Origin of the sequence: Cellulomonas terrae (genome assembly GCF_007990265.1) — a bacterium.
GTDB lineage: Bacteria > Actinomycetota > Actinomycetes > Actinomycetales > Cellulomonadaceae > Cellulomonas > Cellulomonas terrae.
The window spans coordinates 13003-36703 of record NZ_BJWH01000032.1 but is presented as its reverse complement, the minus strand read 5'-3'; the positions used below and the strand labels follow the sequence as shown (position 1 = coordinate 36703).

The following is a 23701-nucleotide window of genomic DNA, read 5'->3' as shown; positions in this document are numbered from 1 at the left end:
CTGCAGGGTGCCGGGGCCGAGGGGCCTAGAACTGCAGGGTGCCGGGGCCGAGGGGCGTAGAACGGGCCGGGATGGCTGCTATCAGAGGGCGCAAGCGCGCCGGGATGCCGGACATGACGTGCTGAGGTCGCGCACGGCCGCCTCAAGCGAAGGGGAGCCGTGCTCGCGAATGGCGGCTCACCTGCGCACGACTACGTGGATAGCGACTGTGCGGATGGATGGCCGAGGAATTCGCATCGGCTGCTCGACCGACGGCGCCTCTAGGCGGGAGCGATTGAGCTTCCTTCGGCCTCCACGCCCGCGTGCAGCAGGACCAGCCGCCGGCGTCTGGCTGGCATCGCTCGCCGGGAGGTACAGCAGCGCAAGCGAGGACGTGAGGGCCGTGGAGCCGAGGCCCAGGCCTACCCTCCGTGATCTCGACGACAGGCCCTGTGGACCGAGGTGCCGGCGGCTTTGCGCACGGTACGGTAGGGCCCGCGACGAGCCGACACGGAGTCGGCGCCCGGATCGGATCGATGACTCACTGGACCGGCACGCATCTCGTTTCACGTGAAACCTGGGGGACCTGACGGTGATCGAAGCTCAGTCGGCCAAGACCGACGGAGCTGACCCCCTGGACGACGACGCTCGGCTCGAGCCCTTCTTCGGCGCCGCCTGGCCTGCGGTGAAGGGGTTCCACGATCTGCTGGTCGACCAGGGAGAGCTCCGTGGCCTCGTCGGCCCTCGAGAGTTCTCCCGACTCTGGGAGCGGCACCTCCTGAACTCCGCTGCCGTCGTGCCGTTCCTCCCGACGGAGGGCCGGATCATCGACCTGGGGAGCGGTGCGGGACTTCCCGGGATCGTTGTGGCTGCGATGCTCCCTTCCGCCGAGGTCGTGCTGCTCGAGCCGATGGAGCGTCGGACTGACTGGCTCAGTGAAGTCGCCGAGACTCTCGCTCTCGACAACGTCGTCGTCCGGCGAGGCCGGGCGCAGGACGAGCATGGCTCGTTGGTCGGGGACGCGGTCACCGTCCGTGCAGTTGCGGCTCTGGAGAAGCTCTACCGGTGGGCGATCCCGCTGCTGAGGCGTGGAGGCGCCCTCGTCGCTCTCAAGGGAAGCAGGGCGGAAGAGGAGATCGAAGCGGCCAAGAACGTCGGCCGCAAGCTCGGCGCTGGGGTGGCGTCCGTCGTGGATGCACCGACGATCGAGGGAGTCGACATGACGAGGGTGGTCCGCGTCGTACGGGAGGCAGTGCCTGGTGTTCGGTAGGAAGAAGCGTCGACAAGAAGAAGCAGCGGCCACGCAAGCCTCCGAGGCGGCAGCACACCAGGACGCAGCACAGGGTCCAGCCAGCGCCTCGGCGGAGTGGACTCCGCAGGCCGCAGTCGAGACGCCACGGGCGGCCACGCCTCCGGAGAGCGCGGCGGGGGGTGTGTCGTCGATCGCGCCTGCGTCGACGCCGAGCGGGCTGCCGTCGACCCCGCTGCGACCGACGCCAGCCGCCCCCCAGCCGGCACCCGCCTCACCCATGAGCTCCCAGCCCTCTCAGCCGTCGTCACCTCCGGTGCCCGGGCAGTCGCAGCCGCCGGGTCCCCAGGCCAGTGCCGGGCAGCCGGGACCGGTCGCCCCCCAGCTGGGGGCGGGCCAGTCGCGACCGATCACATCCGCCCAGGCCACCGGTCAGGCTCCGGTGGCAGCGGGCTCTCCGCAGCCGGCACCCTCGCCTGCCGCTGCCCTGCCGGGGGTGCCCTCCGTGCACACCGTGGCAGAGGCGCGTGCATCGGCGACACCTTCGCCGACATCGTCCGGCCCAGCGCCGCAGGTGCCCGGGCAGCAGGACCCGTCGTCGGCGCCCACGCCTGTCGCTGCACAGCAGGGTGCACCGACCCCTGCACCCCAGCCGGCAGCCGGGGCAGCAGGCTCCACCAACAGCGCGAACCCGTCGCAGCGCTCGCCCGTCCAGGCGCCCGCGGCATCCACCGGCGCTGGTCCGCAGCCCCAGCAGGCTGAACCGTCCGCAGGAAGCACGAGCGAGCATCAGGCCGAACTGGTCGGTGGACAGGCCGCCGCACGCTCGGAGGCCCACGCGACCGAGCCGGCATCGCCGGGTCACGGACCTGTGGACGAGCCAGCGAGCTCCGACGCAGGTGGATCGACCGCCAAGCTACGGACCGCCGACCGCAAGCCCGTCTCCGCAGGGGAGCCCTACATCCCCATGATGAGCGCGGCCACGACGACGTCGACGGCCGACTCTGTTTCACGTGGAACATCGGCGGGGAGCGACGACGCACCACTCGGCGGGTCATGGGATGACAGCAGTGTCGCCGCAGGTCAGAGGCCTATGAGTGGAACGACGACGGCGGCGGACGAAGGTGGCAGCCCGCTCGGCGACAACGTCACACGGGATGAGCCCGGGCAGGACGGACGTGGCGCCGAGGAACTCGCCGGAGGGCGTGACACCATCGCGCCCATGACGCCCCGACATGACCTCGATCCTGAGGAGACGCGTCGCGCCGCGTTGGTCGAGAGCCTCCCGGTGGTCACCGACGAGACGCCGTTGATGGCTGAGCTGAAGCAGGACGCTCGCCGGCGCATCGAGCTGCAAGGTCGTCGGTTCCCGCGACCGGCCCAGACGCGCGTGATCACGGTCGCGAACCAGAAGGGCGGCGTCGGCAAGACGACGACCACCGTCAACATCGCGGCGGCGCTCGCTCAGGCGGGACTGAACGTCCTCGTGCTGGACAACGACCCGCAGGGCAACGCGTCGACGGCACTCGGCGTCGAGCACCGGGCGGGCACCCCGTCGATCTACGAGGTCCTGGTCGACGGAGCTCCGCTCGCCGAGGCTGTGCAGGAGAGTCCCGACGTCCCGAACCTCTGGTGCCTCCCGGCGACGATCGACCTGTCAGGCGCGGAGATCGAGCTCGTCTCGATGGTCGCCCGGGAGACGCGACTGCGGAACGCTCTCGACACGTACCTGGAGTGGCGGGTGGCGAACGGGCACGAGCGCATCGACTACGTGTTCGTCGACTGCCCTCCGAGCCTGGGACTCCTCACGGTCAACGCGTTCGTCGTGGCTCGTGAAGTTCTCATCCCGATCCAGTGCGAGTACTACGCGCTGGAAGGGCTGAGCCAGCTGCTGAAGACGATCCAGCTGATCCAGGCCCACCTGAACCCCCGCCTGCACGTGTCGACGATCCTGCTCACGATGTATGACGCACGGACCAACCTCGCGCAGCAGGTGGCGACCGAGGTGCGCACGCACTTCCCGGAGCGAACCCTGCGCACGACCGTTCCGCGTTCGGTCCGCATCTCCGAGGCGCCGAGCTACGGGCAGACGGTGATGACCTACGACGCGGGGTCGTCGGGCGCCCTGGCGTACCTGGAGGCCGCCCGTGAGGTGGCGGAGCGGGGAGCGATGGAGTTCGCGGAGGACCACATCGAGGGGAAGTCGTCGAACGGTGACGGCCATCAAGCAGAGCACCAGTACCAGGCGGCTTCGGCCGTCCCTCAGGAGGAACAGTGAGCGAGAAGCGACGCGGTCTGGGGCGGGGCCTCGGGGCCCTCATCCCGACGGGCCTGGACGGCCAGCGACCCACCGGAGCCGAGCGCCCCGCGGACGTCTTCTTCGGGGACCCGAAGCGGGAGAACAACGAGATCCCCACACTGGCGGGCGCGGTCGCGACGGCGACTGTGACTGAGGCGCCGCCGGCGGAGGTGGAGACCAGGACCGCGTCGACGGGCAGCAACGGCACACCGTCGGTCGACGGGCTGTCAGCTCTGGCCACGGCACCCGCTGAGCAGCCTGTTGCTGTACCGGAGCCGCCCGCGAAGGCGGACGCGAGTGACGCCGACCTGGTGCCGGTGCCCGGCGCACGGTTCGCCGAGCTTCCCGTGGGCGAGATCCGTCCCAACCCGAAGCAGCCTCGTACCGTCTTCGACGAGGATGCCCTCGAGGAGCTGGTCGGCTCGATCCGGGAGGTCGGCGTGCTCCAGCCGATCGTCGTACGGGATGCGGGCGACGGCTACGAGCTCATCATGGGTGAGCGTCGCTGGCGCGCGACGCAGGCCGCCGGTCTGGCGACGATCCCGGCGATCATCCGGGACACCGACGACTCCGACCTGCTGCGGGACGCCCTCCTGGAGAACCTGCACCGGTCTGAGCTGAACCCGTTGGAGGAGGCCGCGGCGTACCAGCAGCTCCTCGACGACTTCGGGTGCACGCACGAGCAGCTTGCGACCCGGATCCAGCGCTCGCGCCCGCAGATCTCGAACACGCTTCGGCTGCTGAAGCTCCCGCCGCTGGTGCAGCGGCGCGTCGCGGCGGGGGTGCTCTCCGCGGGGCACGCGCGCGCGCTGCTCGGACTGAACGACGGTGCCGCCATCGAGCGCCTGGCGCAGCGGATCGTGGCCGAGGGGCTGTCCGTGCGTGCGGTGGAGGAGATCGTCTCGCTCGGAGGCGACGCGGAGCCGGCCGCTCGTCGGGCCGCCCCACGCGCGGGCGTCAAGAACGAGGCTCTCGATCACCTCGCTGCACGGCTCTCCGACCGGTTCGAGACCCGTGTGAAGGTCAGTCTCGGAAAGTCTCGGGGTCGCCTCACGGTCGAGTTCGCCTCGGTCCAGGACCTGAACCGCATTCTCGCGAGCCTGGCCCCCGAGGACCCGGGCCTGCTCAAGGGGTGATCTGTACGGAAGAAATGTAGCTTTTCGTACAATGAGGGCGATCGTGCAGGTCAGCGGTTCAGAGAGGCCTCGACGAGCGCCCGGTAGAGGTCGCCGAGCGTCAGCCCGGCGGCTTCTGCGGCCTGCGGCAGGAGCGACGTCTCAGTCATCCCTGGTGCCACGTTCACCTCGAGGAACCAGGGGGTGCCGTCGGCGTCGACGATCAGGTCAGTGCGCGACAGCCGGTCGAGCCCGAAAGCGTCGTGGGCGGCGACGGCAAGTTCGGTGACCGACGTCGCCAGCTGGGGGGACAGCCGAGCGGGCGTGAAGTACTCGGTGCGTCCCGGGTTGTAGCGGGCGTCGAAGTCGTAGGGCCCGTCGGTGACGATCTCGACGGGGGGCAGCGCGAACGGTCCGGCACCGGTGTCGACGACGCTCACCGCGACCTCGGTCCCCATGACGGCGCGCTCGACGAGCGCGGTGTCGCTGTACGCGAAGCAGTCGACCATGGCCTGCGGGAGGGCGTCGGCGCTGGTCACGAGGGTGACACCCAGTGCGGAACCGCCGCGGGACGGCTTCACCACGACGGGGAGCCCGAGCGTGCCCACGATCGCGTCGAGGACCTGGCGGGCACCGAGCTCACGGAACAGCGACTGCGGGAGAGTCACGAAGTCGGGCGTCGCGAGGCCGGCACGCGCTGCGACCGTCTTGGCGATCGGCTTGCTCCAGGCGATCCGGCTCTCACGCGGGCCGGTGCCGAGGAGGCGCAGCCCGAGCAGCTGGACGACGTCGCGCACCGAGCCGTCCTCACCGCTGGTCCCGTGCAGGAGCGGCCAGACGAGATCGGGCCGGAGCTGGACGAGCGCGGGGACGAGATCGGCGTCCACGTCGTGGATCGAGACGTCGACACCCACGGAGCGCAGGGCGTCGGCGACGCGTCGGCCGGATCGCAGGGAGACGTCACGCTCGTGGGAGAGTCCGCCAGCGAGGATGACGACGCGAGGCGACGGTGCGGTGGTGGTCACGGTGAGTGGGCTCCGATGACGTGGGGATCGACGGCAGTGCATGAGCGCGAGGACCGTGCTCCGCGATGGTCGGACAGGGCGGGTCGGGAGGGTGGTGGAACCGCCCGAAGTCCTGGACCGTCCGAGAGCGAGCCCGGGAGCGGGGCGTCGGCGGGGACCAAGAGCCAGCGAAACCGCAGGTCAGGCGACATCCGGACCGGGTTGCTGGACGTCCGTGTGGCCGATCGAGCCCGTGGTGCCGAACAGCTCGACCAGGTCGCGTTCGCCGGCGACCACCCCGGCGAGCCGCCGCACACCCTCACGGATGCGCTCGGGGGTCGGGTAGCAGAACGACAGACGCATGTGGTCGGCGCCGGAGCCGTCGAAGTAGAACGCGGTCCCGGGGACGTACGCGACCCGGGCGGTGACGGCTCGCGGGAGCATGTCCTTGGCGTCGAGGCCGTCGGGGAGCCGGACCCAGGTGTAGAACCCGCCGTCGGGCACGTTCCACGACGCGTCCGGGAGGTGCTCGGTGAGAGCGGAGACCATGGCGTCGCGTCGCTCGCGGTACTGCTCGCGGTACGACTTGATCTGCCCTCGCCAGTCGCAGGTGGACAGATATGTCGAGATGGCGATCTGCGACGCGTTCGACGGGCAGAGGATCGCGGACTCGCTGGCCAGGACCAGCTTCTCGCGGACGGCGTGCGGGGCGACGACCCAGCCGACGCGGTATCCCGGAGCGAACGTCTTGGAGAACGAGCCGAGGTAGAGGACGCCTTCGTCGTCGAGGGACCGCAGCGCCGGGACGGGCTCGGTGGAGAACCCGAGCAGGCCGTACGGGTTGTCCTCGAGGACGAGAACGCCGTGCCGTCGCGCGATCTCGAGGATCTGGGGGCGACGTTCGACGGAGAGCGAGACGCCCGCGGGGTTGTGGAAGTTCGGCACGGTGTAGAGGAACTTCACACGCCGACCCTCGCGGGAGAGCGTGGCGAGGGTCGACTCGAGCGCCGCGGGGATGAGGCCGTCGGCGTCGATCGGCACGTGCACGACGTCGGCCTGGTAGGCACGGAACACGCCGAGCGCGCCCACGTACGAGGGTGCCTCCGCGACGACGACGTCGCCCGGGTCGATGAAGATGCGGGTCACCAGGTCGAGCGCCTGCTGCGAGCCGGTGGTCACGACGACGTCGTCCGGGTGGGCGTCGATCCCCTCGAGCGCCATGACGTCGAGGATCTGCTCGCGCAGGGTCTCGTCGCCCTGGCCGGAGCCGTACTGCAGCGCCTGCAGGCCCCGGGTGGCGACGACGCGCTGGGCCAGGTCGCCGAGGATGTCGAGGGGGAGCCCTTCGAGGAACGGCATGCCGCCGGCGAGCGAGACGACCTCGGGCCGGTTGGCGACCGCGAACAGGGCGCGGATCTCGCTGGATCGCATGCCGTGGGTGCGTTCGGCGTACGAGTCGAGCCAGCGGTCGAGGCGGGTCCCGGTGCCGGCGGCGGAGGACGTGGGGGGGCCCGACGTCTCGCCGTCGGGAACCGGGTGCGTGGTCATGCACCCGAGTTTCGCACGCTGCCGAGGCTGGCCCGTGCACCGTCCCAGCGACACGAGAGCCCCCTGCCGTCGGGCAGGGGGCTCTCAGGACGAGGATCAGACGGTGGCGAGGACGCTCTCGATGTCCTCGGCGATCATCGACTTCGGCCGTGCGCCGATGACGGACTTCACGAGCTCGCCGCCGGCGTAGAAGTTCAGCGTCGGGATGGAGACGATGCCGTAGTCGCCGGTCACCTTCGGGTTCTCGTCGGAGTTGAGCTTGACGATCTTCACGCGGCCGTCGTACTGCTTGGCGAGCTCCTCCAGCACGGGTGCGACCATGCGGCACGGCCCGCACCAGGGCGCCCAGAAGTCCACGATCACGGGGATCCCGGAGTCGAGGACCTCGGCCTGGAACGTCTCGTCGGTGACGGGGGTGGTGGTGCTCATGAGATCTCCTCGGCGTAGGTCTCGATCGGCGGGATCGGGTGCACGAGGTCGCCGAGGGAGGCCAGGAAGTGCTGGGCGTCCAGAGCGGCGGCGCACCCCGAGCCGGCGGCCGTGATGGCCTGGCGGTAGGTGTGGTCGACGAGGTCACCGCAGGCGAACACGCCGGCGAGGTTGGTCGCCGTCGATCGGCCGACGACCTGGACGTAGCCCTCGTCGTCGAGGTCGACCTGCCCGACGAGCAGCTCGGAGCGCGGCACGTGACCGATCGCGACGAACACGCCGGTGGCCGGGTGCTCACGCGTCTCCCCGGTGACGGTGTCGCGCAGCGTCACGCCCGTCACCTTGTTCTCGCCGTGGATGGCGACGACTTCGCTGTTCCATGCGAACTCGATCTTCGGGTCGTTCGCGGCGCGGTCCGCCATGATCTTGGAGGCGCGCAGGTGGTCGCGGCGGTGCACGAGCGTGACGCGCTTGCCGAACCGGGTCAGGAAGGTGGCCTCCTCGACGGCGGAGTCGCCGCCGCCGACCACGATGATCTCCTGGTCACGGAAGAAGAACCCGTCACAGGTGGCGCACCACGAGACGCCGCGCCCGGACATCCGCTTCTCGTCGTCGAGGCCGAGCTCGCGGTACGCGGATCCGGTGGCCAGGATGACGGCACGCGCCTGGAACGTCTCGCCGCCGAGGGTCTTGATCGTCTTGACGTCGCCGTCGAGGTCGAGCTCGGACGCGTCGTCCCACAGCACCTCGGCGCCGAACTTCTCGGCCTGCTTCTGCAGGCCCTCCATCAGCTCGGGGCCCTGGATGCCGTCGGGGAACCCGGGGAAGTTCTCGACCTCGGTCGTGTTCATCAGCGCGCCGCCGGCGGTCACCGACCCCGCGATGACGAGGGGTGCCAGGCCGGCGCGGGCCGCGTAGATCGCGGCGGTGTAGCCGGCAGGACCCGATCCGACGATGACGAGATCGCGGACGGTGGTGGACTGGTCGGTCACGTGAGGTCCTTGCGTGTTCGGCGTGCCGGGAGACGGTCCGGCGGGGGCTGACGGGATCAACCGATCCTAGGCGGGTTCTGTTCCGGGACCCGCGTCAGGACAGGGCGATCTCCGTGACCTCCACGCGGAAGCCACCCTCCGGGGCGGGCGGCAGCTGGGTGATCCACAGGACCAGGGACTGGGTCTCGGTGGCGGGCTCGAGCGTGAGGACGGTCTCCGGACCGAAGGCACCCGAGGCGAGGACGGGTCCGGCGGTCGGGTTCGCCGCGTCGGTGGCCCGGACCTCGACGTTCCCACCCGTGCTGTTGGTCCGCAGGGTGACGGTGCTGACCGTGGTCTTCTGGGTCAGCGTGATGGCGTACCCGACCGCGTCCTTGAACCCGGCGAAGTCGTCCCGCTTGTAGGTCTGGGTGTACCAGAACGTGGCCGGGTCGCCGTCGTACGCCTTGGCGACGTCCTCCTGGTGCTCGCCGTCGGCGTCGGACGGGTCGATCGAGGTGGTCGAGGCGATCACCGGGGGACCACCGGCCGGAGCGACCGGCGTCTCCGCCGCGGTCGGTTCCGGGGCGGGGTCGGCGACGGCCGGGGCCGACGCGCTCGGTGCCGGGTCCGGGTCCGTGTCGGAGGACGCGCCCGTGTCGAACGACGCGAACAGGGCCCTGAAGGCGAGGACGACACCGATGATCACGGCGACGGCGACGAGGATGAGGATCAGCGCGGTCGGGTCGAACCGGCGCGTCGTGGGTGCAGCGGTCTCCGCTCCGATGACGTCGTTGAAGCCGAACGCTTCCAGCGTCTCCTCCTCCGGCGGAGGAGGCGGGGCGGTCGCCTGCGCGACCGGGCGGCGCACGACGGGCGGCGGAGGCGCTGCCTGGGTGTAGGCCGGGGGCGTGATGAGGGGGAGGCCGGTGGGGGGCGTCTCGGCGTCGGACGGGACGGGACCCAGGCCGGTCGCGCGGGTGGGTGTCGCCGGCGGAGGGGTGCCAGGCCGGTTGGCACCGGGCGGGTCCTGCTGCGCGAACGCGGTGCGCACGGACTGCCGCTGCACCGTGACCGGCGCCGTGTCCTGGTCGTCGTGATCGGCCGGGACCGGGATCCCGCCCCCGGGCGCAGCGGCACCCGTCGGGGGGAACTGCGCGGTCATGGGTTCTCCTAGGGTGGCGGTCTCGGCGACGGACGCGCGGATCTCGCCCCACGGCTCGAGCTCGCGGACCAGCTCACCGGGACTGTGCGGACCGTCCTCGTTCGGACCGAGCGTGACGACGCACAGCGTGTCGAGGTCGTTGGGCACGCCGGGGACCAGGTCCGCGGGTGCGACGGGAGAGCCGTTGACGATCGGTGCCGGCGGCAGCGTCTCGCCGCCCGGCGTCTGCGGTGCGCGGGGGTCGGCCGGCCAGAGCCCGGTGAGGGCGGCGTACAGGAGCCGGACGAGGCCGACGGCGTCGGCACGCGTGGTCGAGCGGGCGTCTCCGCCGGAGTCACCGAGCAGCGCCGCATCGAGGGCGAGGCCACCGAGGAGCACGCGCCCGTCCGGGCTGACGTGCAGGACGGACGGCCGCAGAGCCAGGTGGTGCACACCACGACGTCGGGCGATCTCCAGGGCGGACGCGGCCTCGCCGACGACGGCGCGGGCCTGGTCGGCGGTCAGCGGCCCCTGCGCCACGAGGCGCGCGAGGGACTGCCCGACGAGCTGCTCGGACACGACGTAGCCGTAGCCCTCGTGCGTGCCCACGTCGAGCACGCGCACCAGCCGGGCGTCGGTGACGAGGGCGGCGCGGCGGGCGGCGTCGAGCGCGGGCGCGACCGCACCGTGCTCGAGGATGCGCACCCGGACCGGGCGGTCGAGGATCTGGTCCGTGGCCTGCCAGGCGCTCGCGCCCGCGAGGTCGGAGACGACGGGGGACAGCACGCGGTAGCGGCCCGCGAGAACCGTGCCCCGTCCGACGACCTCGCTCACCAGCACCTCCATGTCGACAACCCGCACCAGAACATCTGCATGCTAGATGAGCACGCTCAGCGACGTCCTCCGCGCAGGCGCCGGATGGCGGGCAGCAGCAGGTCGTCCAGCTCTCGCACACGCAGCAGACGCAGCACGGCGACGTACACGAGGGCCATCACCGTACCCACGACGGCGCACTGGACGACCGACGCCGTGAAGCCTGTGGACAGCCAGAGCCGCAGCAGCAGCAGGACGCCGAACCCGACCGCGCCCGACACCACCGCGGCGAGCGTAGCCCGCGCGATGACCCGCAGGACGCGGGAGCCGTCGATCCCCCCGAGCCGTCGGCGCAGCCGCCACTGCGCGATGCCCGCGCCCACGACGTAGGAGACCGTCATCGCGGCCCCGGCCCCGGCGACCCACAGGGTCGGTCGCACCAGCATCTGCGAGGCCCAGGCACCGAGGACGACGACGGCGGCCATCACGACCTGGATCGGCACCATCGACCGCGCGTCCTCGTAGGCGTAGTAGGCCCGCTGGAACATCGACCACGCACCGAACGCGGGCAGGCCGAGGACCATCGCGACCACCACGGGTGCGACCGCGTCGGCCGAGCCCTCGGACGCCGTCACGAGGATTACCCGGGTCAGCGGCAGCGCGAGCACGACGATGGCGGCCGTCGCGAAGACGGTGAACACCCCGATCACGCGCAGGCCCGAGGAGAGGGTGGACCGCACCCCGGCGACGTCGGCGTCGTGCGCCTGGCTGGACAGCCGGGTGAACAGGGCCGTCGCGAGCGAGACCGTCACCAGCGAGTGGGGCAGCATGAAGATGAGGAACGCGATCGTGTAGGCGCCCGGGCCCGCGACGTCGGCCGCCGGCACCCCGTCGGCAGCGGCGGCGTCCGGTGCGGCGGACGCCACCCGGGTGACGACGAGGAACCCGAGCTGGCCGACGGCGAGACCGGCGAGGGTCCACGTCGCGACGCCCCCCGCGGTCCGCAGACCCGACCCGCGCAGGCCCCAGCGCGGGCGGTAGTGGACCCCGGCGCGGCGCAGCGCCGGGATGAGCACGACGGCCTGCGCGATGACACCGAGCGTCGCGGAGCCCGCCAGGAGGGCGACCTGGCCCGGGGTCCACGTCGCGGCGTCCACGACCCCGGAGGTCTCCCACGTGCCGAAGACGGCGATGAAGACCCCGAACCCGACGATGGCGACGACGTTGTTGACCACGGGCGCCCACATGTACGGGCCGAACGACCCGCGTGCGTTGAGGACCTGGCCGAGCAGCGCGTAGACGCCGTAGAAGAACAGCTGGGGGATGCACCAGTAGGCGAACGTCGTCGCGAGCGCGTCCTGGGTCGGGTTGCCGAAGTTGGAGTACAGGCCGATGAGGACCGGCGAGAGCAGGGTCAGGACGACGGTCGCGCCGGCCAGCACGGCGAACCCGAACGTGAGCAGCCGGTCGACGTACTCCTGGCCGGTCCTGCGCTTGTAGGCGCGGACCACCTGGGGGACGAGGATCGCGTTGAGGACCCCGCCCGCGAGGAGCATGTAGAGCACGTTCGGCAGGTTGTTCGCCACCGAGAAGGCGTCCGCTGCCTGACCGGTCGCGCCGATCGCGCTGGCCATGACCATGGCCCGCAGCAGCCCGAGCATGCGCGAGACCGCGGTGCCCGAGGCCATGAGAGCGGCGCCGCGGCGCGCTCCGTCGTCGGTCATCGGGTCTCCTGCTCGGCGGTGTCGTCGTCGGGGGCGGTGCCGCCGAGGACCGGGAGCGACGTGGACGTGCCGGCCTCCGCCTCGGTACGGGCGCCACGGCGGGCGCTCTGCCCGCGACGCACGGTGCGGACGATACCCAGCACCAGGCCGATCGCGAGCAGGACACCGACGACGATCGTGCCGATGCTCTCGATCGTGGGGGCGACCTGGGCCGTGAACCGCACGGCAGGAGACACGGGCAGCCCGTCGGTCGCGGTCAGCTCGGCGGTGACGACGACCGAGCAGTTCGCGCGGGCCTGCAGGGGGACGCGGACGCTGGTCTCGCTCTGCGCGTCGACGACGACGGGCTCGATCTCCCCCACCTCGAGACACGCCTTGCGGGGGGTGACCGCGAGCAGCACCGTCGCGGGCACGGTCAGCTCGTTGCGCACGACGATCCACAGGGGGCTGTTGGCGGCGGTCACGACGAGGTCGCTCACCGGGGCGATGCCCAGGCCGGTCGTGCGCGCGTCGATGTCGGCGACGGCCGACGACACGAGGGCGTCACGCCCGGCGGGGGCGACCCGCCACGCGACGGACAGCGGCGCGAGGACCTGGTTGTCGACCCCGTCGAGCAGCACGTCGGGCTCGCTGGTCACCCCCGCGAACGCGACGGCGCGCTCGCGGGCTTCCGCCAGGGCACGCACGCTGCTCGGGGCGAGCTCGTCAGGGTTCACCGCGTCCGTGGGCAGCGTCCCGCGGGTGTCCGGTGCGGTGGCGCCCAGGAGCGTGGCCGCGGGCCTCAGACGGACCCACGGCGCGTCCGCGAAGGCCGTGGTGAGCGCTGCGACGGTCGGGACGTCGGGGTGCCAGCCGCGCGCGGGGGCGATGAGGAGGTGCGGCTGGTCGGCCTCCGTCTCCCGCGTGACGACGGCGAGCTCGGCGAGCGCGCGCTGGACGGTGGTGGCCGTCGTCCCGCTCTCGTCGCCCGGCGCCGACGTGAACAGCGAGGTGAGGGTCGCGTCCGGCGCGTACGCGGTCACCGGGCCGCCGGTCGTCTGCACGCGCTGGGCCGCGCCCGGGGTGTCCTCGTCGTCGTCCGACTCGTCCCGCGTCGCGGGCGGCAGCACGATCCCGTCGGCACCGACCTCGGAGGTCACGCCGGCGGTCGTCTGGTCCGGCAGCCCGGCGCCGGGTGCCCACAGCAGCCCGGACGACACCGACAGACCCGGGATGCCGACCTCCGCGGAGCGCTCCGACGCGAGCCGGACGAGGTCCGGTCGGCCGGCGTGCGCCGCGGCGGCCAGGTCAGGGTCGGACCACGGCAGCGCGACGACGTCGTGCTCGCGGAGCTCGTCCGTGAGGTCCGCCGCCCAGTCGCGCGTCGACGGTGTCCCCGCCGACGCCGCGGCGATCAGGGCAGGGTCGACGGCGACGCCGATCTGCGGGGAGACGGCGACGGCCGCGGAGAGCTCCCGCAGCCGACCTCCCGCCCGGGTCAGCTCGTCGAGCCCTGCGACGGTCGCCGCGCTGGGGCTGGTACCGCCGTCCGCGGGTGCCGACGGCGGACCGACGGCCGGGACGAGCACGGAGAGCGAGGTCTGCGGGACGTCGTCGGACGGGAGCCACAGGAGGAACGTCCGCTCGACGCCGACGCGGCGCGAACCGTCGAGCGCCTCGACCACGAGCCCGCGCGGTCCCCACGTGTCGGCCCCGTCGCGCAGCCGGATCTGCGCCGCAGGGATGACGAGGTCGACCGGGACGCTCGCTCCCGGAGGCAGCGGACTGCCGGCCTGGGCGGTGACGTCGCGCCGCGTGCCGCTCAGACCCGTCGTCCCCGCGGAGGCCCACGTGTCGAGCTCGGCACGCGAGACCGGCCGGAACCGGTTGATCCGCAGCGCGGCCGCCGGCCGCTCGACCACCTCGTCGCCGTCGTTGCGCAGCGTGGCCCGCACGAGCAGGTCCTCGCCGGGACGCAGGACGCTCGGCGCCACCTCGGTGATCTCGACGGTGACCGGGAGGTCGGGGCTCGGGCTGGGGCTCGGGGTCGGCGTGGCGGCGGACCCGCTGAGGGGGACGGCGAGCGCGAGGGCGCCGACGAGAGCCAGGGCCGCACTGAGCACCCGGCGTCGTCGCGAGGGGGCGCTCATTCCTCGCCGACGAGCACGACGAGTGCTGCCTCGGCGAGCCGCCGTTCGTTCGGGTACGCGAGCACCCCGTTCAGCTCCGCCACGGGGATCCACGCGGCATCCTCGGCCTCGCCGTCCGGGTCTCCCTCGACGGTGAGGAAGCCCCCGGTCGCGCCCAGGAGGAAGTGGTGGACGACCTTGTGCACGCGACGGTCGTCGCCGCTGAACCAGTAGTCGATGACCCCGAGCCGACGCAGCACCTGCCCGGTGATGCCGGTCTCCTCCGCGATCTCGCGGACGGCGGCCTCCTCGGGCGTCTCGTCGCCCTCGAGGTGGCCCTTCGGCAGGCACCACTCGAGGCGGCCCGCGCGGTTGCGGCGCGCGATGACCGCCGCGTGGTCGACGCCTGCGCGGCGGCTGACGACGATGCCGCCCGCGGAGGTCTCGTCGACGACCGGCAGGGGAGCGGACGGGACCCGCGTGAGGCTGTGGCGGGGGTCGATGCGCAGCGGGTGACCGCCCGGCGGCGCTGGGACGCCCCCGGGGACGGGTGGACGCGCCGGGCTCGACATATCGACACTGTAACGACTTGGCGACGCTCATCCGGCCCGCACGGGTCGCCACGCGGCAGGTCCGTCCGCCGCGCTGGCGCGCCCCCACCCTCCGCTGCACTCCGCCCACCCGCTCGACACTCATGGGTCGCGGGCGGCCTGCGTTCCGCTGCGGGCGGGTGCGCTGGCGCGCCCCCACCCTCCGCTGCACTCCGCCCACCCGCTCCGATCTGGCAGGCTTGGACGAGTGCCCTCCCGCGATCCGTCTGTCGGTCTCGACTCCCCTGACCTGAGCGCCGCCCTGGTGGCGCTGCAGAAGCGTGCGCTCGGTGTGCTGGCAGGGTTGCCCAGCGACGCCCTCGAGCTGGGCGACCTGTTCCGGGCGGCCGGGCACGAGCTCGCGCTGGTCGGCGGACCCGTGCGCGACGCGTTCCTCGGCCGGGCGTCGGCGGACCTCGACTTCGCGACGTCCGCGACCCCCGACGAGACGCAGGCGATCCTGGCCCGCTGGGGCGACGCGCACTGGGACATCGGCAAGGAGTTCGGCACGATCGGCGCGCGCCGGTTCGCGGTTCGGCGCTCGTCGCTCGCGGACGACGTCGTCGTCGAGGTGACCACCTACAGGTCCGACGAGTACGACCCGACGTCACGCAAGCCGCAGGTCGCGTTCGGCGACTCGCTGGAGGGCGACCTGTCCCGTCGGGACTTCACGGTCAACTCCATGGCGGTCCGCGTCCCGGACCTGACGTTCGTCGACCCGTTCGACGGCCTCACCGACCTGGCGGCCGGCGTGCTGCGGACCCCGGTGGACCCGCGGCAGTCGTTCGACGACGACCCGCTGCGGATGATGCGTGCCGCGCGCTTCGCCGGCCAGCTGGGCTTCGCCGTCGATCCGGCCGCCCGGGACGCGATCGTGGCCATGGCCGACCGGATCACGATCGTGTCGGCGGAGCGGGTGCGGGACGAGCTCAGCAAGCTGCTGGTCTCGGCGCAGCCGCGGGCGGGTCTGGAGGTCCTGGTCGAGACGGGCCTGGCCGCCCACGTCCTGCCGGAGCTGCCGGCCCTGCGCCTGGAGGTCGACGAGCACCACCGGCACAAGGACGTCTACGAGCACTCGCTCATGGTCCTCGAGCGGGCGATCGCCCTGGAGACCGGCCCGGACGGACCGGTGCCCGGCCCGGACCTGGTGCTGCGGCTGGCGGCGCTCCTGCACGACATCGGCAAGCCGAAGACCAAGCGGCACGAGGAGGGCGGCGGCGTCAGCTTCCACCACCACGAGATGGTCGGCGCCAAGCTGGTCGCCAAGCGGCTCAAGGAGCTGCGGTTCGACAAGGCGACCGTGCAGGCGGTCGCGCGGCTGACCGAGCTGCACCTGCGGTTCCACGGGTACGGCGAGGGCGGCTGGACCGACTCCGCGGTGCGCCGTTACGTCACCGACGCGGGTCCGCTGCTGGAGCGGCTGCACCGGCTGACCCGCTCCGACTGCACCACGCGGAATCTGCGCAAGGCGGCTCGGCTCTCGGCGGCGTACGACGACCTCGAGGAGCGGATCGCGCTGCTGCGGGAGCAGGAGGAGCTGAGCTCGATCCGGCCCGACCTGGACGGCACGCAGATCATGGAGATCCTCGGGCTGACGCCGGGGCGCGAGGTGGGCGAGGCCTACAAGCACCTGCTGGAGCTGCGGATGGAACGCGGGCCGCTGGGCCCGGACGCCGCCCGCGACGAGCTGCTCAGCTGGTGGGCGGCTCGCGCCTGACGACGAGCAGGCACACGTCGTCCTCCTGGTGGGTGCCGACGAACGTCTTGACCAGCAGGTCCCGGACCATGGTCGCGTCGGCGTCGTCCGGGACCGCGCCGAGCTCGGTGGTGAGCGCCGCGATGCCGTCGCGCAGGCCCCGGTCGCGGCGCTCGACCAGCCCGTCCGTGTAGAGGACGAGCGTCGCGCCGACGGGGACGACGGCCGTGCCCTCCGCGCCGCCGGACCCTTCGAGCCCCAGGGGTGTGCGGAGTGCGCCGTCGAGGGGTCGGACCTCGCCGCCGGCCAGGCGGAGCAGCGGAGGCGGGTGGCCGGCGCGCGCGTACGTGACGTCGGCGCCGGCGTCCGTCGACCGCCACCGCAGGTACACGCACGTGGCGATGTCGGCGATGTCGAGACCGCGGACCAGCCCGTCGACGCGCGCCAGGACCTCCCCGGGCGACGAGCCCTCCCAGGCGTAGGAGCGCAGCAGCGACCGGAGCTGGCCCATCACGGCGGCGGCCCGCAGGTCGTGGCCGACGACGTCCCCGACGGTCAGCCCGATCGCGCCGTCCGGCAGCGGCAGGACGTCGAACCAGTCGCCGCCGACCTCGGCGCGGCGGCCCGACGGGATGTACGCGGCGGCGATGTCGAGCCCGGGGATCTGCGGGATCTCGGGGAGCAGGCTCCGCTGCAGGGTGAGGGTGGCGGTGCGCTCGGCCAGGAGCAGGCGGACGTTGTCGAGGGCCAGGCCGGCGCGGCGGCCCAGGTGCGCGGCCGTGACGACGGCGTCGGCCGTGAACCCGTCGACGGCCACGAGGGTCAGCACACCGAGCACCCGGTCCCGAGCCCGCAGCGGGACCACCATCGCGCTGCCCAGGCCGAGGCGACGCAGGAGGTCGAGCTGCGCGGGGGTGGTCCGGCCCGGGAGACCGGCGACGTCGATCGCGTACGGCGTCGCCACGAAGCCCGGTCCGCTGGTGAGCGCCTCGGTGATCTTCGGTGCGCGGGACAGCCAGCTGATGTCCTCGTGCGCGAGGGCGCGTGCCGTCGCCCGGTCGTCCGGGTCGGCGACGACCAGGTGGATGCGGTCGAACTTGCCCCGGTCGTCGGTCACCGCGACGAAACCCCACGTGGCCAGCGCCGGGACCGCGATGTCACCGAGGGCGTCCACCGCGTCGTCGTACTCCAGGTGCTGCGCCAGCTCGTCGCTGATCCGGGCCAGCAGGTCCAGCCGCGCCGTCGCCTGGTGGGGCACGTCGATGTCGAGGTCGTGGCTGCGCTCGGACTCGACCCGGTCGGTGACGTCGACCTGGATACCGATGTGGTGGGTGACCCGCCCGGACTCGTCGACGACCGGGCTGATGACCACCTGGTTCCAGAACGGGGTGCCGTCGCGCCGGTAGTTGCGGATGACGGTGGCGACCGCACGCTGCTGGTCGAGCGCGGTCCGGATGCGTGACACGGCGATCGGGTCGGTGTCCGCACCCTGCAGGAACCGGCAGTTGCGGCCGAGCACGTCCTCGGCCGGGTAGCCGGTGAGCCGGGTGAACGCGCCGTTGACCCAGACGAGGGGGTCGTCGTCGCGCAGCGCGTCGGAGATCGAGAGCGCGAGGTCGCTGGACAGGACCGCATTCAGGGGCAGGTCGTCCTGCTGGCCGACCACCTTGTCGTCGCTGCTCATGCGACGACCTCGGAGACCCGCACGGCGGGTGCCCGTCGGGACGCGGAGCCGTACAGCGCCGCGAACCCGGCGTACGCGACGGCGAGGACGAGGAACAGCGCCTGGGAGTACCCGGTGTCCGGGAGGGTCACCGCGCCGAGGGCGGCGGCGCCGACGAACGCGGCGTTGTAGAGGACGTCGTAGAGCGCGAACGCACGGCCGCGGAAGGCGTCGTCGGTGTCGCGCTGCACGATCGTGTCGACGGCGATCTTCGCGCCCTGGGCGGCGAGGCCGAGGAAGCCGGCGGCGACGAGCACCGCGGTGCGCGCGGCCGAGGCGACGAGCAGGAGCTGGCTGACGGCGGCGAGGCTCAGGCAGAGCACGATCCACGCGTGCGGTCCGGTGCGCGGCGACAGCACCGGGGTGAGGACGACGGCGAGCACGAAGCCCGCCGCGGACGCCCCGAGGACGAGCCCGAACGTCCGCAGGCCCGCGTCGGCGTCCGCCGGGTCCGTCAGCAGGTTGCGGGCGATGAGGATGCTCGCGATGAACGTGACGCCGTAGAGGAACCGGTGCGCCGCCATGATGCCGAGGGCCCGGGCGGGAGTCCGGCGCGCGACCAGGTGCTGCGCGCCCGCCACCAGCCCGCGACCGAGGATGCCGAGGGCGGCACGCAGCTGGGCCGCGTCGGCGCGCTCGTCGGGACCCAGCCGGTCCTTGCCCAGCCGGGTGGCCAGCGCCGCCGCCGTCGCCATGACCGCTGCGGCGAGGAAGAGCGCCGTCGCGTCCCGGCCACGCCCGGCGGGCAGCACGAGGCTGAGAACCAGCCCGATCGCCCCGCCGACACCCGCCGCCGCGGCGCCCAGGGTCGGCGTCAACGAGTTCGCGGTGAGCAGCAGCGGCCCGTCCACCGTGCGCGGCAACGACGCACTGAGCGCCGACAGCAGGAACCGGTTGATCGACAGGTTCACCAGAGCCAGCACGTACACCGCCGGGCCGATGCCGTCCGTCAGCATGAGCAGCGCGATGACGACCGTGATCCCGACGCGCACCAGGTTGCCGACGACGAGCACCTGCCGGCGGCGCCACCGGTCCAGCAGCACCCCCGCCCAGGGGCCCACGATGGTGAACGGGAGCAGCAGCACGGCGAAGGCCGTCGCGACGCCCGCGGCGGTGCTGGCGTTCTCCGGGGAGAAGAAGAACAGGGTGGCCAGCCCGACCTGGAACATCCCGTCGGCCGTCTGGCTCACGAGCCGGACGGCGAACAGCTTGCGGAAGTCCCGCAGAGGCCACAGGGCCTTGAGGTCGGCGATCACCTGCACCGGCTCATCCTCGCACCCGCCCCGCCGCACACTGTCTCCCGTCAGGAGACGCACCGGTCGTGCCGGACTCACCCCAACCGAATCGTGTGCCGAGACGTTCTAGGTGACCAGCTGGTGATCGCCGCGTGCGAGGAAGGGGTTCGATGGGCCGCGGATGGGAGCCGATGCTCGAGCAGGTGGCGCGCGAGCGCTACCCGCGGCTCGTGGCACGGGCGATGCTGCTGGTGCCGTCGCGCGCCGACGCCGAGGACCTGGTGCAGGAGGCGCTCGTCGCGACGTTCGCCGCCCGGGCCCGGTTCGGGTCCGTCGGACAGGCGGAGCAGTACGTGCGGCGGGCGATCGTGTCGCGGTTCGTCGACCGGGTCCGCCGCGGCGACCGCGAGCGGTCCGCAGTCGAACGGACGGCCGCACGCCGCCAGCCGTCCGCCGGCCTGGACGAGCACGGGCTGGCGACGGACGTCGAGGCGGCGCTCCTCGCACTGAGCCCGCGGGTCCGAGCCTGCATCGTGCTGCGCCATCTCGACGACCTGTCGGTGCGAGAGACCGCGAGTGTGCTGGGTCTCAGCGACGGGGCGGTCAAGCGGTACGTCTCCGATGGCGTCGCCGCGCTCAACGCCGCGCTGGGCACGACGAGCACGGACAGCGACCCCGTGGTCCTGGTGCCGGCACAGGAGGTGGAGCGTGGAGCGTGACCTGACGGACCTGATGCACGCGGGGGTCGCCGCACGTGAGGAGTCGATGGCCGACCTGCAGCCGGGTGCCGGTGCGCTCGCGGCCACCGTCCGTTCGGTGAGGCGGCGCCGAACCGTCCGGCACTCCGTCCAAGGACTGGGTGTCGGCGCGGTGGCGGTGGCCGTCGCGGGTGCGTCGTGGTTCGGCCTCCAGCGCACGGACCCGCCCCTGCCGGCGACCACGTCGACGCCGAGCGCGACCTCGTCCCCGGCTCCGTCTGCGACCACTCCCACACCGACCGTGGTGCACGACGAGATCCTCGGTCTGCCACCCACCAGGAGCCTCCCGCCCGGCCTGCTCGAGCAGGCAACGCCGGGGTGGGTGCTTGCGACCTACCACTCGGTGCCGGCCGGCGCCACGGAGCTCGAGCCGGGGGTCGAGGGGATCCCCGGCGGAGTCGTGCACACCGTGGTCCTGGTGTCCCCCGCAGGTGAGATGTACCGGGTGGTCGATCTCCCGCTCGACATGGGCGTCACGATCCTGCGGTGGGAGGCCGGATCGACCACCGCGGTCGTCAGGATCGAGTGGGTCGGCGATCTCGGGGTGGGAATGGAGTCGCGCGCCGTGCTCGACCTGACGAGCGGGACGCTGACGCCCACCGCCCTCGGGCTGTTCAGCAGCGACTACTTCCCGAACATGTACGTGGGCGACGCCGCCGACGGTGTCGAGCTCTGGGACGAGGCGGCCAGCACCGACGCCATCGTGTCGAACCTGTACCGCGTGAGGCAGGACGGCAGCGCCCCGGAGTTCGTCGGCGACATCGGCTTCGTGTGGCTGCTCGACCCCACCGGTCGTTGGTTGGTCTCCAACGGTCCCGAGGACCTCGAGGCCGAGGAGGGCTTCCTGCTGCTCGACGTCGTCGACGGCGGCACCACCCAGCTCTCCTACGGTGTTCCCGGGCAGCGGTGCGACGTCGTGGGATGGTTCGACCCAGGTCGACTGCTGGCCTTCTGCACCGACGACGGCACCTCGGAGACCGACCCCGCGGCCGCGAACGCCGCCTACTACCGGATCGACGTCAGCCCGTCCGGTGCGACGCCGACCCTGCTGACCCGGATCGGACTTACCGACCCTCACCCGACCGACACCTGGAGCGGCGCGTGGGTGAGCTCGGGCACGGTCGCGTTCGCCGGGGCCGTCGGCTCCCTGGACGTCCGCTGCGCCGACGACACCTACCTCTGGACGGGTTCGTCGGCCCGCGCGGCGCCGGTCGCACCGGGCAGCTCTCCCCTCCGGATCCTCGGCGGGGACCCACTCCTGGTCGAGAGCACCACCGGCGGGTGCACCGGCGGCGCGACCGCTGCCACGCTGCGCGCCTACGACGCCGCGTCCGGGACGTCGGCGGTCCTGGCGCCGGAGCCCGCACCCACCGCGGACGTGCCGGTGTGGAGCATCGGCCTGGTGTCCTGGACGCGGGGCGTCGCACCCTGACCAACGACGAAGGCGCGCACCCCGAGGGGTGCGCGCCTTCGTCAGCTCAACTCAGCTCAGCGCTCGCTGCTGCTGGTCGCGCAGAGCTTTCGTTCCGCTACGGGCGGGTGCGCTGGCGCGCCCCCACCCTGCGCTGCACTACAGCTCAGCGCTGGTTCTCGCCGCGGATGAACGACTCCAGCTCGGCGCGACCGAGGGTGTCCTCCATCTGGACCGGCGGGGACTTCATGAAGTACGTCGACGCCGACAGGATCGGGCCGCCGATGCCGCGGTCCTTGGCGATCTTCGCGGCGCGCAGGGCGTCGATGATGATGCCGGCCGAGTTGGGCGAGTCCCAGACCTCGAGCTTGTACTCGAGGTTCAGGGGCACCTCGCCGAACGCGCGACCCTCGAGGCGGACGTAGGCCCACTTGCGGTCGTCGAGCCAGGCGACGTAGTCCGACGGGCCGATGTGGACGTTGCGGTCCTCCTTCTTGCCGCCCAGGGGGCCGGTCAGGTTGGAGGTCACGGCCTGCGTCTTGGAGAGCTTCTTGGACTCCAGGCGCTCGCGCTCGAGCATGTTCTTGAAGTCCATGTTGCCGCCGACGTTCAGCTGGTACGTGCGGTCCAGGACGACGCCGCGGTCCTCGAAGAGCTTCGCGAGGACGCGGTGCGTGATGGTCGCGCCGACCTGCGACTTGATGTCGTCGCCGACGATCGGGACACCGGCAGCCTCGAACTTCGCGGCCCACACCGGGTCGGACGCGATGAAGACAGGCAGGGCGTTGACGAACGCGACACCGGCGTCGATGGCGCACTGCGCGTAGTACTTCGCGGCGATCTCGGAGCCGACGGGCAGGTAGCAGACGAGGACGTCGGCCTGGGCCTCGCGCAGGGCGGCGACGATGTCGACCGGCTCGGCGTCGGACTCGGTGATGGTCTCGCGGTAGTACTTGCCGAGACCGTCGTTGGTCACGCCGCGCTGCACGGTCACGCCGAGCGGGGGCACGTCGGCGATCTTGATCGTGTTGTTCTCCGAGGCGCCGATGGCCTCGGACAGGTCGAAGCCGACCTTCTTCGCGTCGACGTCGAACGCTGCGACGAACTCGATGTCGCGGACGTGGTAGTCGCCGAACTGCACGTGCATCAGACCGGGCACGGTGCTGCTCGGGTCGGCGTCGGCGTAGTAGTGCACGCCCTGGACGAGCGACGCGGCGCAGTTGCCGACGCCGACGATGGCGACGCGGATGGAGGTCATCCTCGCTCCTTCTCGGTGGTTCGCGCGGGGGCGACGTCGTCGGTCTCCGCGGGTGTGTCAGCAGCGGTCGGACGACCGGTGCCTGCAGGACGGGTGCGGCGAAGGCCGCGCTCGTTGTCGATCAGTCCGTCGAGCCAGCGGACCTCACGCTCGACCTGTTCGAGGCCGTGCCGCTGGAGCTCGAGGGTGTACTCGTCCATGCGCTCGCGGGTACGGGCGAAGGACTGGCGGATCGTCTCGAGTCGTTCGGTCAGGCGGGTGCGCCGACCCTCGAGGATCCGAAGCCTGGTCTCGGCGTCGGTCTGCCCGAAGAAGGCGAACCGGACGTCGAAGTTCTCGTCCTCCCAGGTGGCCGGCCCGGACGACGCGAGCACCTGCTGGAGGTGCTCCTTGCCGTCGGCGGTGAGCTGGTAGACGATGCGTGCTCGCTTGGACGCCACGGTGTGCGGCGCCACGACGGACTCGGTGCCCTCGATCCAGCGGCGCTCCACCAGCGACTTCAGGCACGGGTAGAGCGAGCCGTACGACAGAGCACGGAACGATCCGAGCACGAGGTTGAGGCGCTTGCGCAGCTCGTACCCGTGCATCGGCGACTCGTGGAGCAGCCCGAGGATCGCCGGCTCGAGCACGTCGGAACGACCGCGCAC

18 protein-coding genes are annotated in these 23701 nt (G+C 72.3%); 6 read left to right on the top strand and 12 right to left on the bottom strand.

Translation table 11 applies throughout. The features are described 5' to 3' along the window. Nucleotides 1-571 precede the first annotated feature (571 nt). The 3 genes from rsmG (at nt 572) to CTE05_RS19290 (ending at nt 4663) form a co-directional block, all read left to right on the top strand. A complete protein-coding gene (gene rsmG / locus CTE05_RS19300; RefSeq protein WP_246123762.1) occupies nt 572-1249 on the top strand; it encodes a 16S rRNA (guanine(527)-N(7))-methyltransferase RsmG in 678 nt (225 codons plus the stop codon). Between the two features lie 1201 nt (nt 1250-2450). After that, the gene (locus CTE05_RS19295; RefSeq protein ID WP_146847921.1) at nt 2451-3506 is read left to right on the top strand and encodes a ParA family protein; all 1056 of its coding nucleotides are present in this window, start codon (nt 2451-2453) and stop codon (nt 3504-3506) included. Continuing rightward, complete coding sequence (locus CTE05_RS19290; protein ID WP_146847920.1) at nt 3503-4663, top strand: ParB/RepB/Spo0J family partition protein; 1161 nt, start codon at nt 3503-3505, stop codon at nt 4661-4663. Before CTE05_RS19295 ends, CTE05_RS19290 begins: the two co-directional genes overlap by 4 nt. A 50-nt stretch (nt 4664-4713) precedes the next feature. On the opposite strand, the gene CTE05_RS19285 is transcribed toward CTE05_RS19290, so the two are convergent. The 8 genes from CTE05_RS19285 to CTE05_RS19250 all read right to left on the bottom strand — a co-directional run bounded on the left by CTE05_RS19285 (nt 4714) and on the right by CTE05_RS19250 (nt 14955). Beyond that, on the bottom strand, nt 4714-5667 hold the full coding sequence (locus CTE05_RS19285; protein ID WP_246123761.1) for a D-alanine--D-alanine ligase family protein: 954 nt from the start codon (nt 5665-5667) through the stop codon (nt 4714-4716). Nucleotides 5668-5847: 180 nt separating this feature from the next. Beyond that, nucleotides 5848-7194: an aminotransferase-like domain-containing protein gene (locus tag CTE05_RS19280; protein ID WP_146847918.1), complete on the bottom strand. Its 1347-nt coding sequence runs from the start codon at nt 7192-7194 to the stop codon at nt 5848-5850. A 96-nt stretch (nt 7195-7290) separates the two neighbouring features. Beyond that, nucleotides 7291-7623 (bottom strand): thioredoxin, encoded by a 333-nt coding sequence (gene trxA / locus CTE05_RS19275; RefSeq protein WP_146847917.1) that lies wholly within the window; start codon nt 7621-7623, stop codon nt 7291-7293. Beyond that, nucleotides 7620-8615, bottom strand: a complete 996-nt coding sequence (trxB, locus tag CTE05_RS19270) for a thioredoxin-disulfide reductase (RefSeq protein ID WP_146847916.1) — start codon at nt 8613-8615, stop codon at nt 7620-7622. The genes trxA and trxB overlap by 4 nt, the downstream gene beginning before the upstream one ends. A 94-nt stretch (nt 8616-8709) precedes the next feature. Continuing rightward, complete coding sequence (locus CTE05_RS19265) at nt 8710-10572, bottom strand: protein kinase family protein (protein ID WP_146847915.1); 1863 nt, start codon at nt 10570-10572, stop codon at nt 8710-8712. A 56-nt stretch (nt 10573-10628) separates the two neighbouring features. Further along, nucleotides 10629-12275 carry a murein biosynthesis integral membrane protein MurJ gene (murJ, locus tag CTE05_RS19260; RefSeq protein ID WP_146847914.1) on the bottom strand — a complete coding sequence of 549 codons (1647 nt, stop codon included), beginning with the start codon at nt 12273-12275 and terminating at the stop codon, nt 10629-10631. Then, nucleotides 12272-14404 carry a DUF6049 family protein gene (locus CTE05_RS19255; RefSeq protein ID WP_146847913.1) on the bottom strand — a complete coding sequence of 711 codons (2133 nt, stop codon included), beginning with the start codon at nt 14402-14404 and terminating at the stop codon, nt 12272-12274. The genes murJ and CTE05_RS19255 overlap by 4 nt, the downstream gene beginning before the upstream one ends. Beyond that, nucleotides 14401-14955, bottom strand: coding sequence for an NUDIX hydrolase (locus CTE05_RS19250; protein ID WP_146847912.1), 555 nt, complete (start codon nt 14953-14955; stop codon nt 14401-14403). Before CTE05_RS19250 ends, CTE05_RS19255 begins: the two co-directional genes overlap by 4 nt. A gap of 226 nt (nt 14956-15181) precedes the next feature. On the opposite strand from CTE05_RS19250, the gene CTE05_RS19245 reads away from it, so the two are divergent. After that, a complete protein-coding gene (locus CTE05_RS19245; RefSeq protein ID WP_146847911.1) occupies nt 15182-16690 on the top strand; it encodes a CCA tRNA nucleotidyltransferase in 1509 nt (502 codons plus the stop codon). On the opposite strand, the gene CTE05_RS19240 is transcribed toward CTE05_RS19245, so the two are convergent. Further along, nucleotides 16665-18353 (bottom strand): SpoIIE family protein phosphatase, encoded by a 1689-nt coding sequence (locus CTE05_RS19240; protein ID WP_146847910.1) that lies wholly within the window; start codon nt 18351-18353, stop codon nt 16665-16667. The genes CTE05_RS19245 and CTE05_RS19240 overlap by 26 nt on opposite strands. Then, nucleotides 18350-19654: an MFS transporter gene (locus tag CTE05_RS19235; RefSeq protein WP_146847909.1), complete on the bottom strand. Its 1305-nt coding sequence runs from the start codon at nt 19652-19654 to the stop codon at nt 18350-18352. Before CTE05_RS19235 ends, CTE05_RS19240 begins: the two co-directional genes overlap by 4 nt. A 143-nt stretch (nt 19655-19797) precedes the next feature. On the opposite strand from CTE05_RS19235, the gene CTE05_RS19230 reads away from it, so the two are divergent. Together CTE05_RS19230 and CTE05_RS19225 are read left to right on the top strand one after the other, a co-directional pair. Next, nucleotides 19798-20346 carry an RNA polymerase sigma factor gene (locus CTE05_RS19230; RefSeq protein ID WP_146847908.1) on the top strand — a complete coding sequence of 183 codons (549 nt, stop codon included), beginning with the start codon at nt 19798-19800 and terminating at the stop codon, nt 20344-20346. Then, entirely contained in the window at nt 20336-21817 is a 1482-nt protein-coding gene (locus tag CTE05_RS19225) for a hypothetical protein (protein ID WP_146847907.1), read from the top strand. Before CTE05_RS19230 ends, CTE05_RS19225 begins: the two co-directional genes overlap by 11 nt. 145 nt (nt 21818-21962) lie before the next feature. Here CTE05_RS19225 and CTE05_RS19220 read toward each other — a convergent pair whose 3' ends face one another. Together CTE05_RS19220 and CTE05_RS19215 are read right to left on the bottom strand one after the other, a co-directional pair. Then, entirely contained in the window at nt 21963-23054 is a 1092-nt protein-coding gene (locus CTE05_RS19220) for an inositol-3-phosphate synthase (protein WP_146847906.1), read from the bottom strand. Beyond that, nucleotides 23051-23701, bottom strand: coding sequence for a PadR family transcriptional regulator (locus tag CTE05_RS19215; RefSeq protein ID WP_146847905.1), 651 nt, complete (start codon nt 23699-23701; stop codon nt 23051-23053). Before CTE05_RS19215 ends, CTE05_RS19220 begins: the two co-directional genes overlap by 4 nt.

What these genes read in the sequence shown, in the direction of transcription:
- CTE05_RS19220 (WP_146847906.1), bottom strand. Translation starts at nt 23,054, where the DNA reads ATGACCTCCATCCGCGTCGCCATCGTCGGCGTCGGCAACTGCGCCGCG.
- CTE05_RS19280 (WP_146847918.1), bottom strand. Translation starts at nt 7,194, where the DNA reads ATGACCACGCACCCGGTTCCCGACGGCGAGACGTCGGGCCCCCCCACG.
- CTE05_RS19295 (WP_146847921.1), top strand. Translation starts at nt 2,451, where the DNA reads ATGACGCCCCGACATGACCTCGATCCTGAGGAGACGCGTCGCGCCGCG.
- CTE05_RS19230 (WP_146847908.1), top strand. Translation starts at nt 19,798, where the DNA reads ATGGGCCGCGGATGGGAGCCGATGCTCGAGCAGGTGGCGCGCGAGCGC.
- murJ (WP_146847914.1), bottom strand. Translation starts at nt 12,275, where the DNA reads ATGACCGACGACGGAGCGCGCCGCGGCGCCGCTCTCATGGCCTCGGGC.
- trxA (WP_146847917.1), bottom strand. Translation starts at nt 7,623, where the DNA reads ATGAGCACCACCACCCCCGTCACCGACGAGACGTTCCAGGCCGAGGTC.
- CTE05_RS19255 (WP_146847913.1), bottom strand. Translation starts at nt 14,404, where the DNA reads ATGAGCGCCCCCTCGCGACGACGCCGGGTGCTCAGTGCGGCCCTGGCT.
- CTE05_RS19250 (WP_146847912.1), bottom strand. Translation starts at nt 14,955, where the DNA reads ATGTCGAGCCCGGCGCGTCCACCCGTCCCCGGGGGCGTCCCAGCGCCG.
- CTE05_RS19240 (WP_146847910.1), bottom strand. Translation starts at nt 18,353, where the DNA reads ATGAGCAGCGACGACAAGGTGGTCGGCCAGCAGGACGACCTGCCCCTG.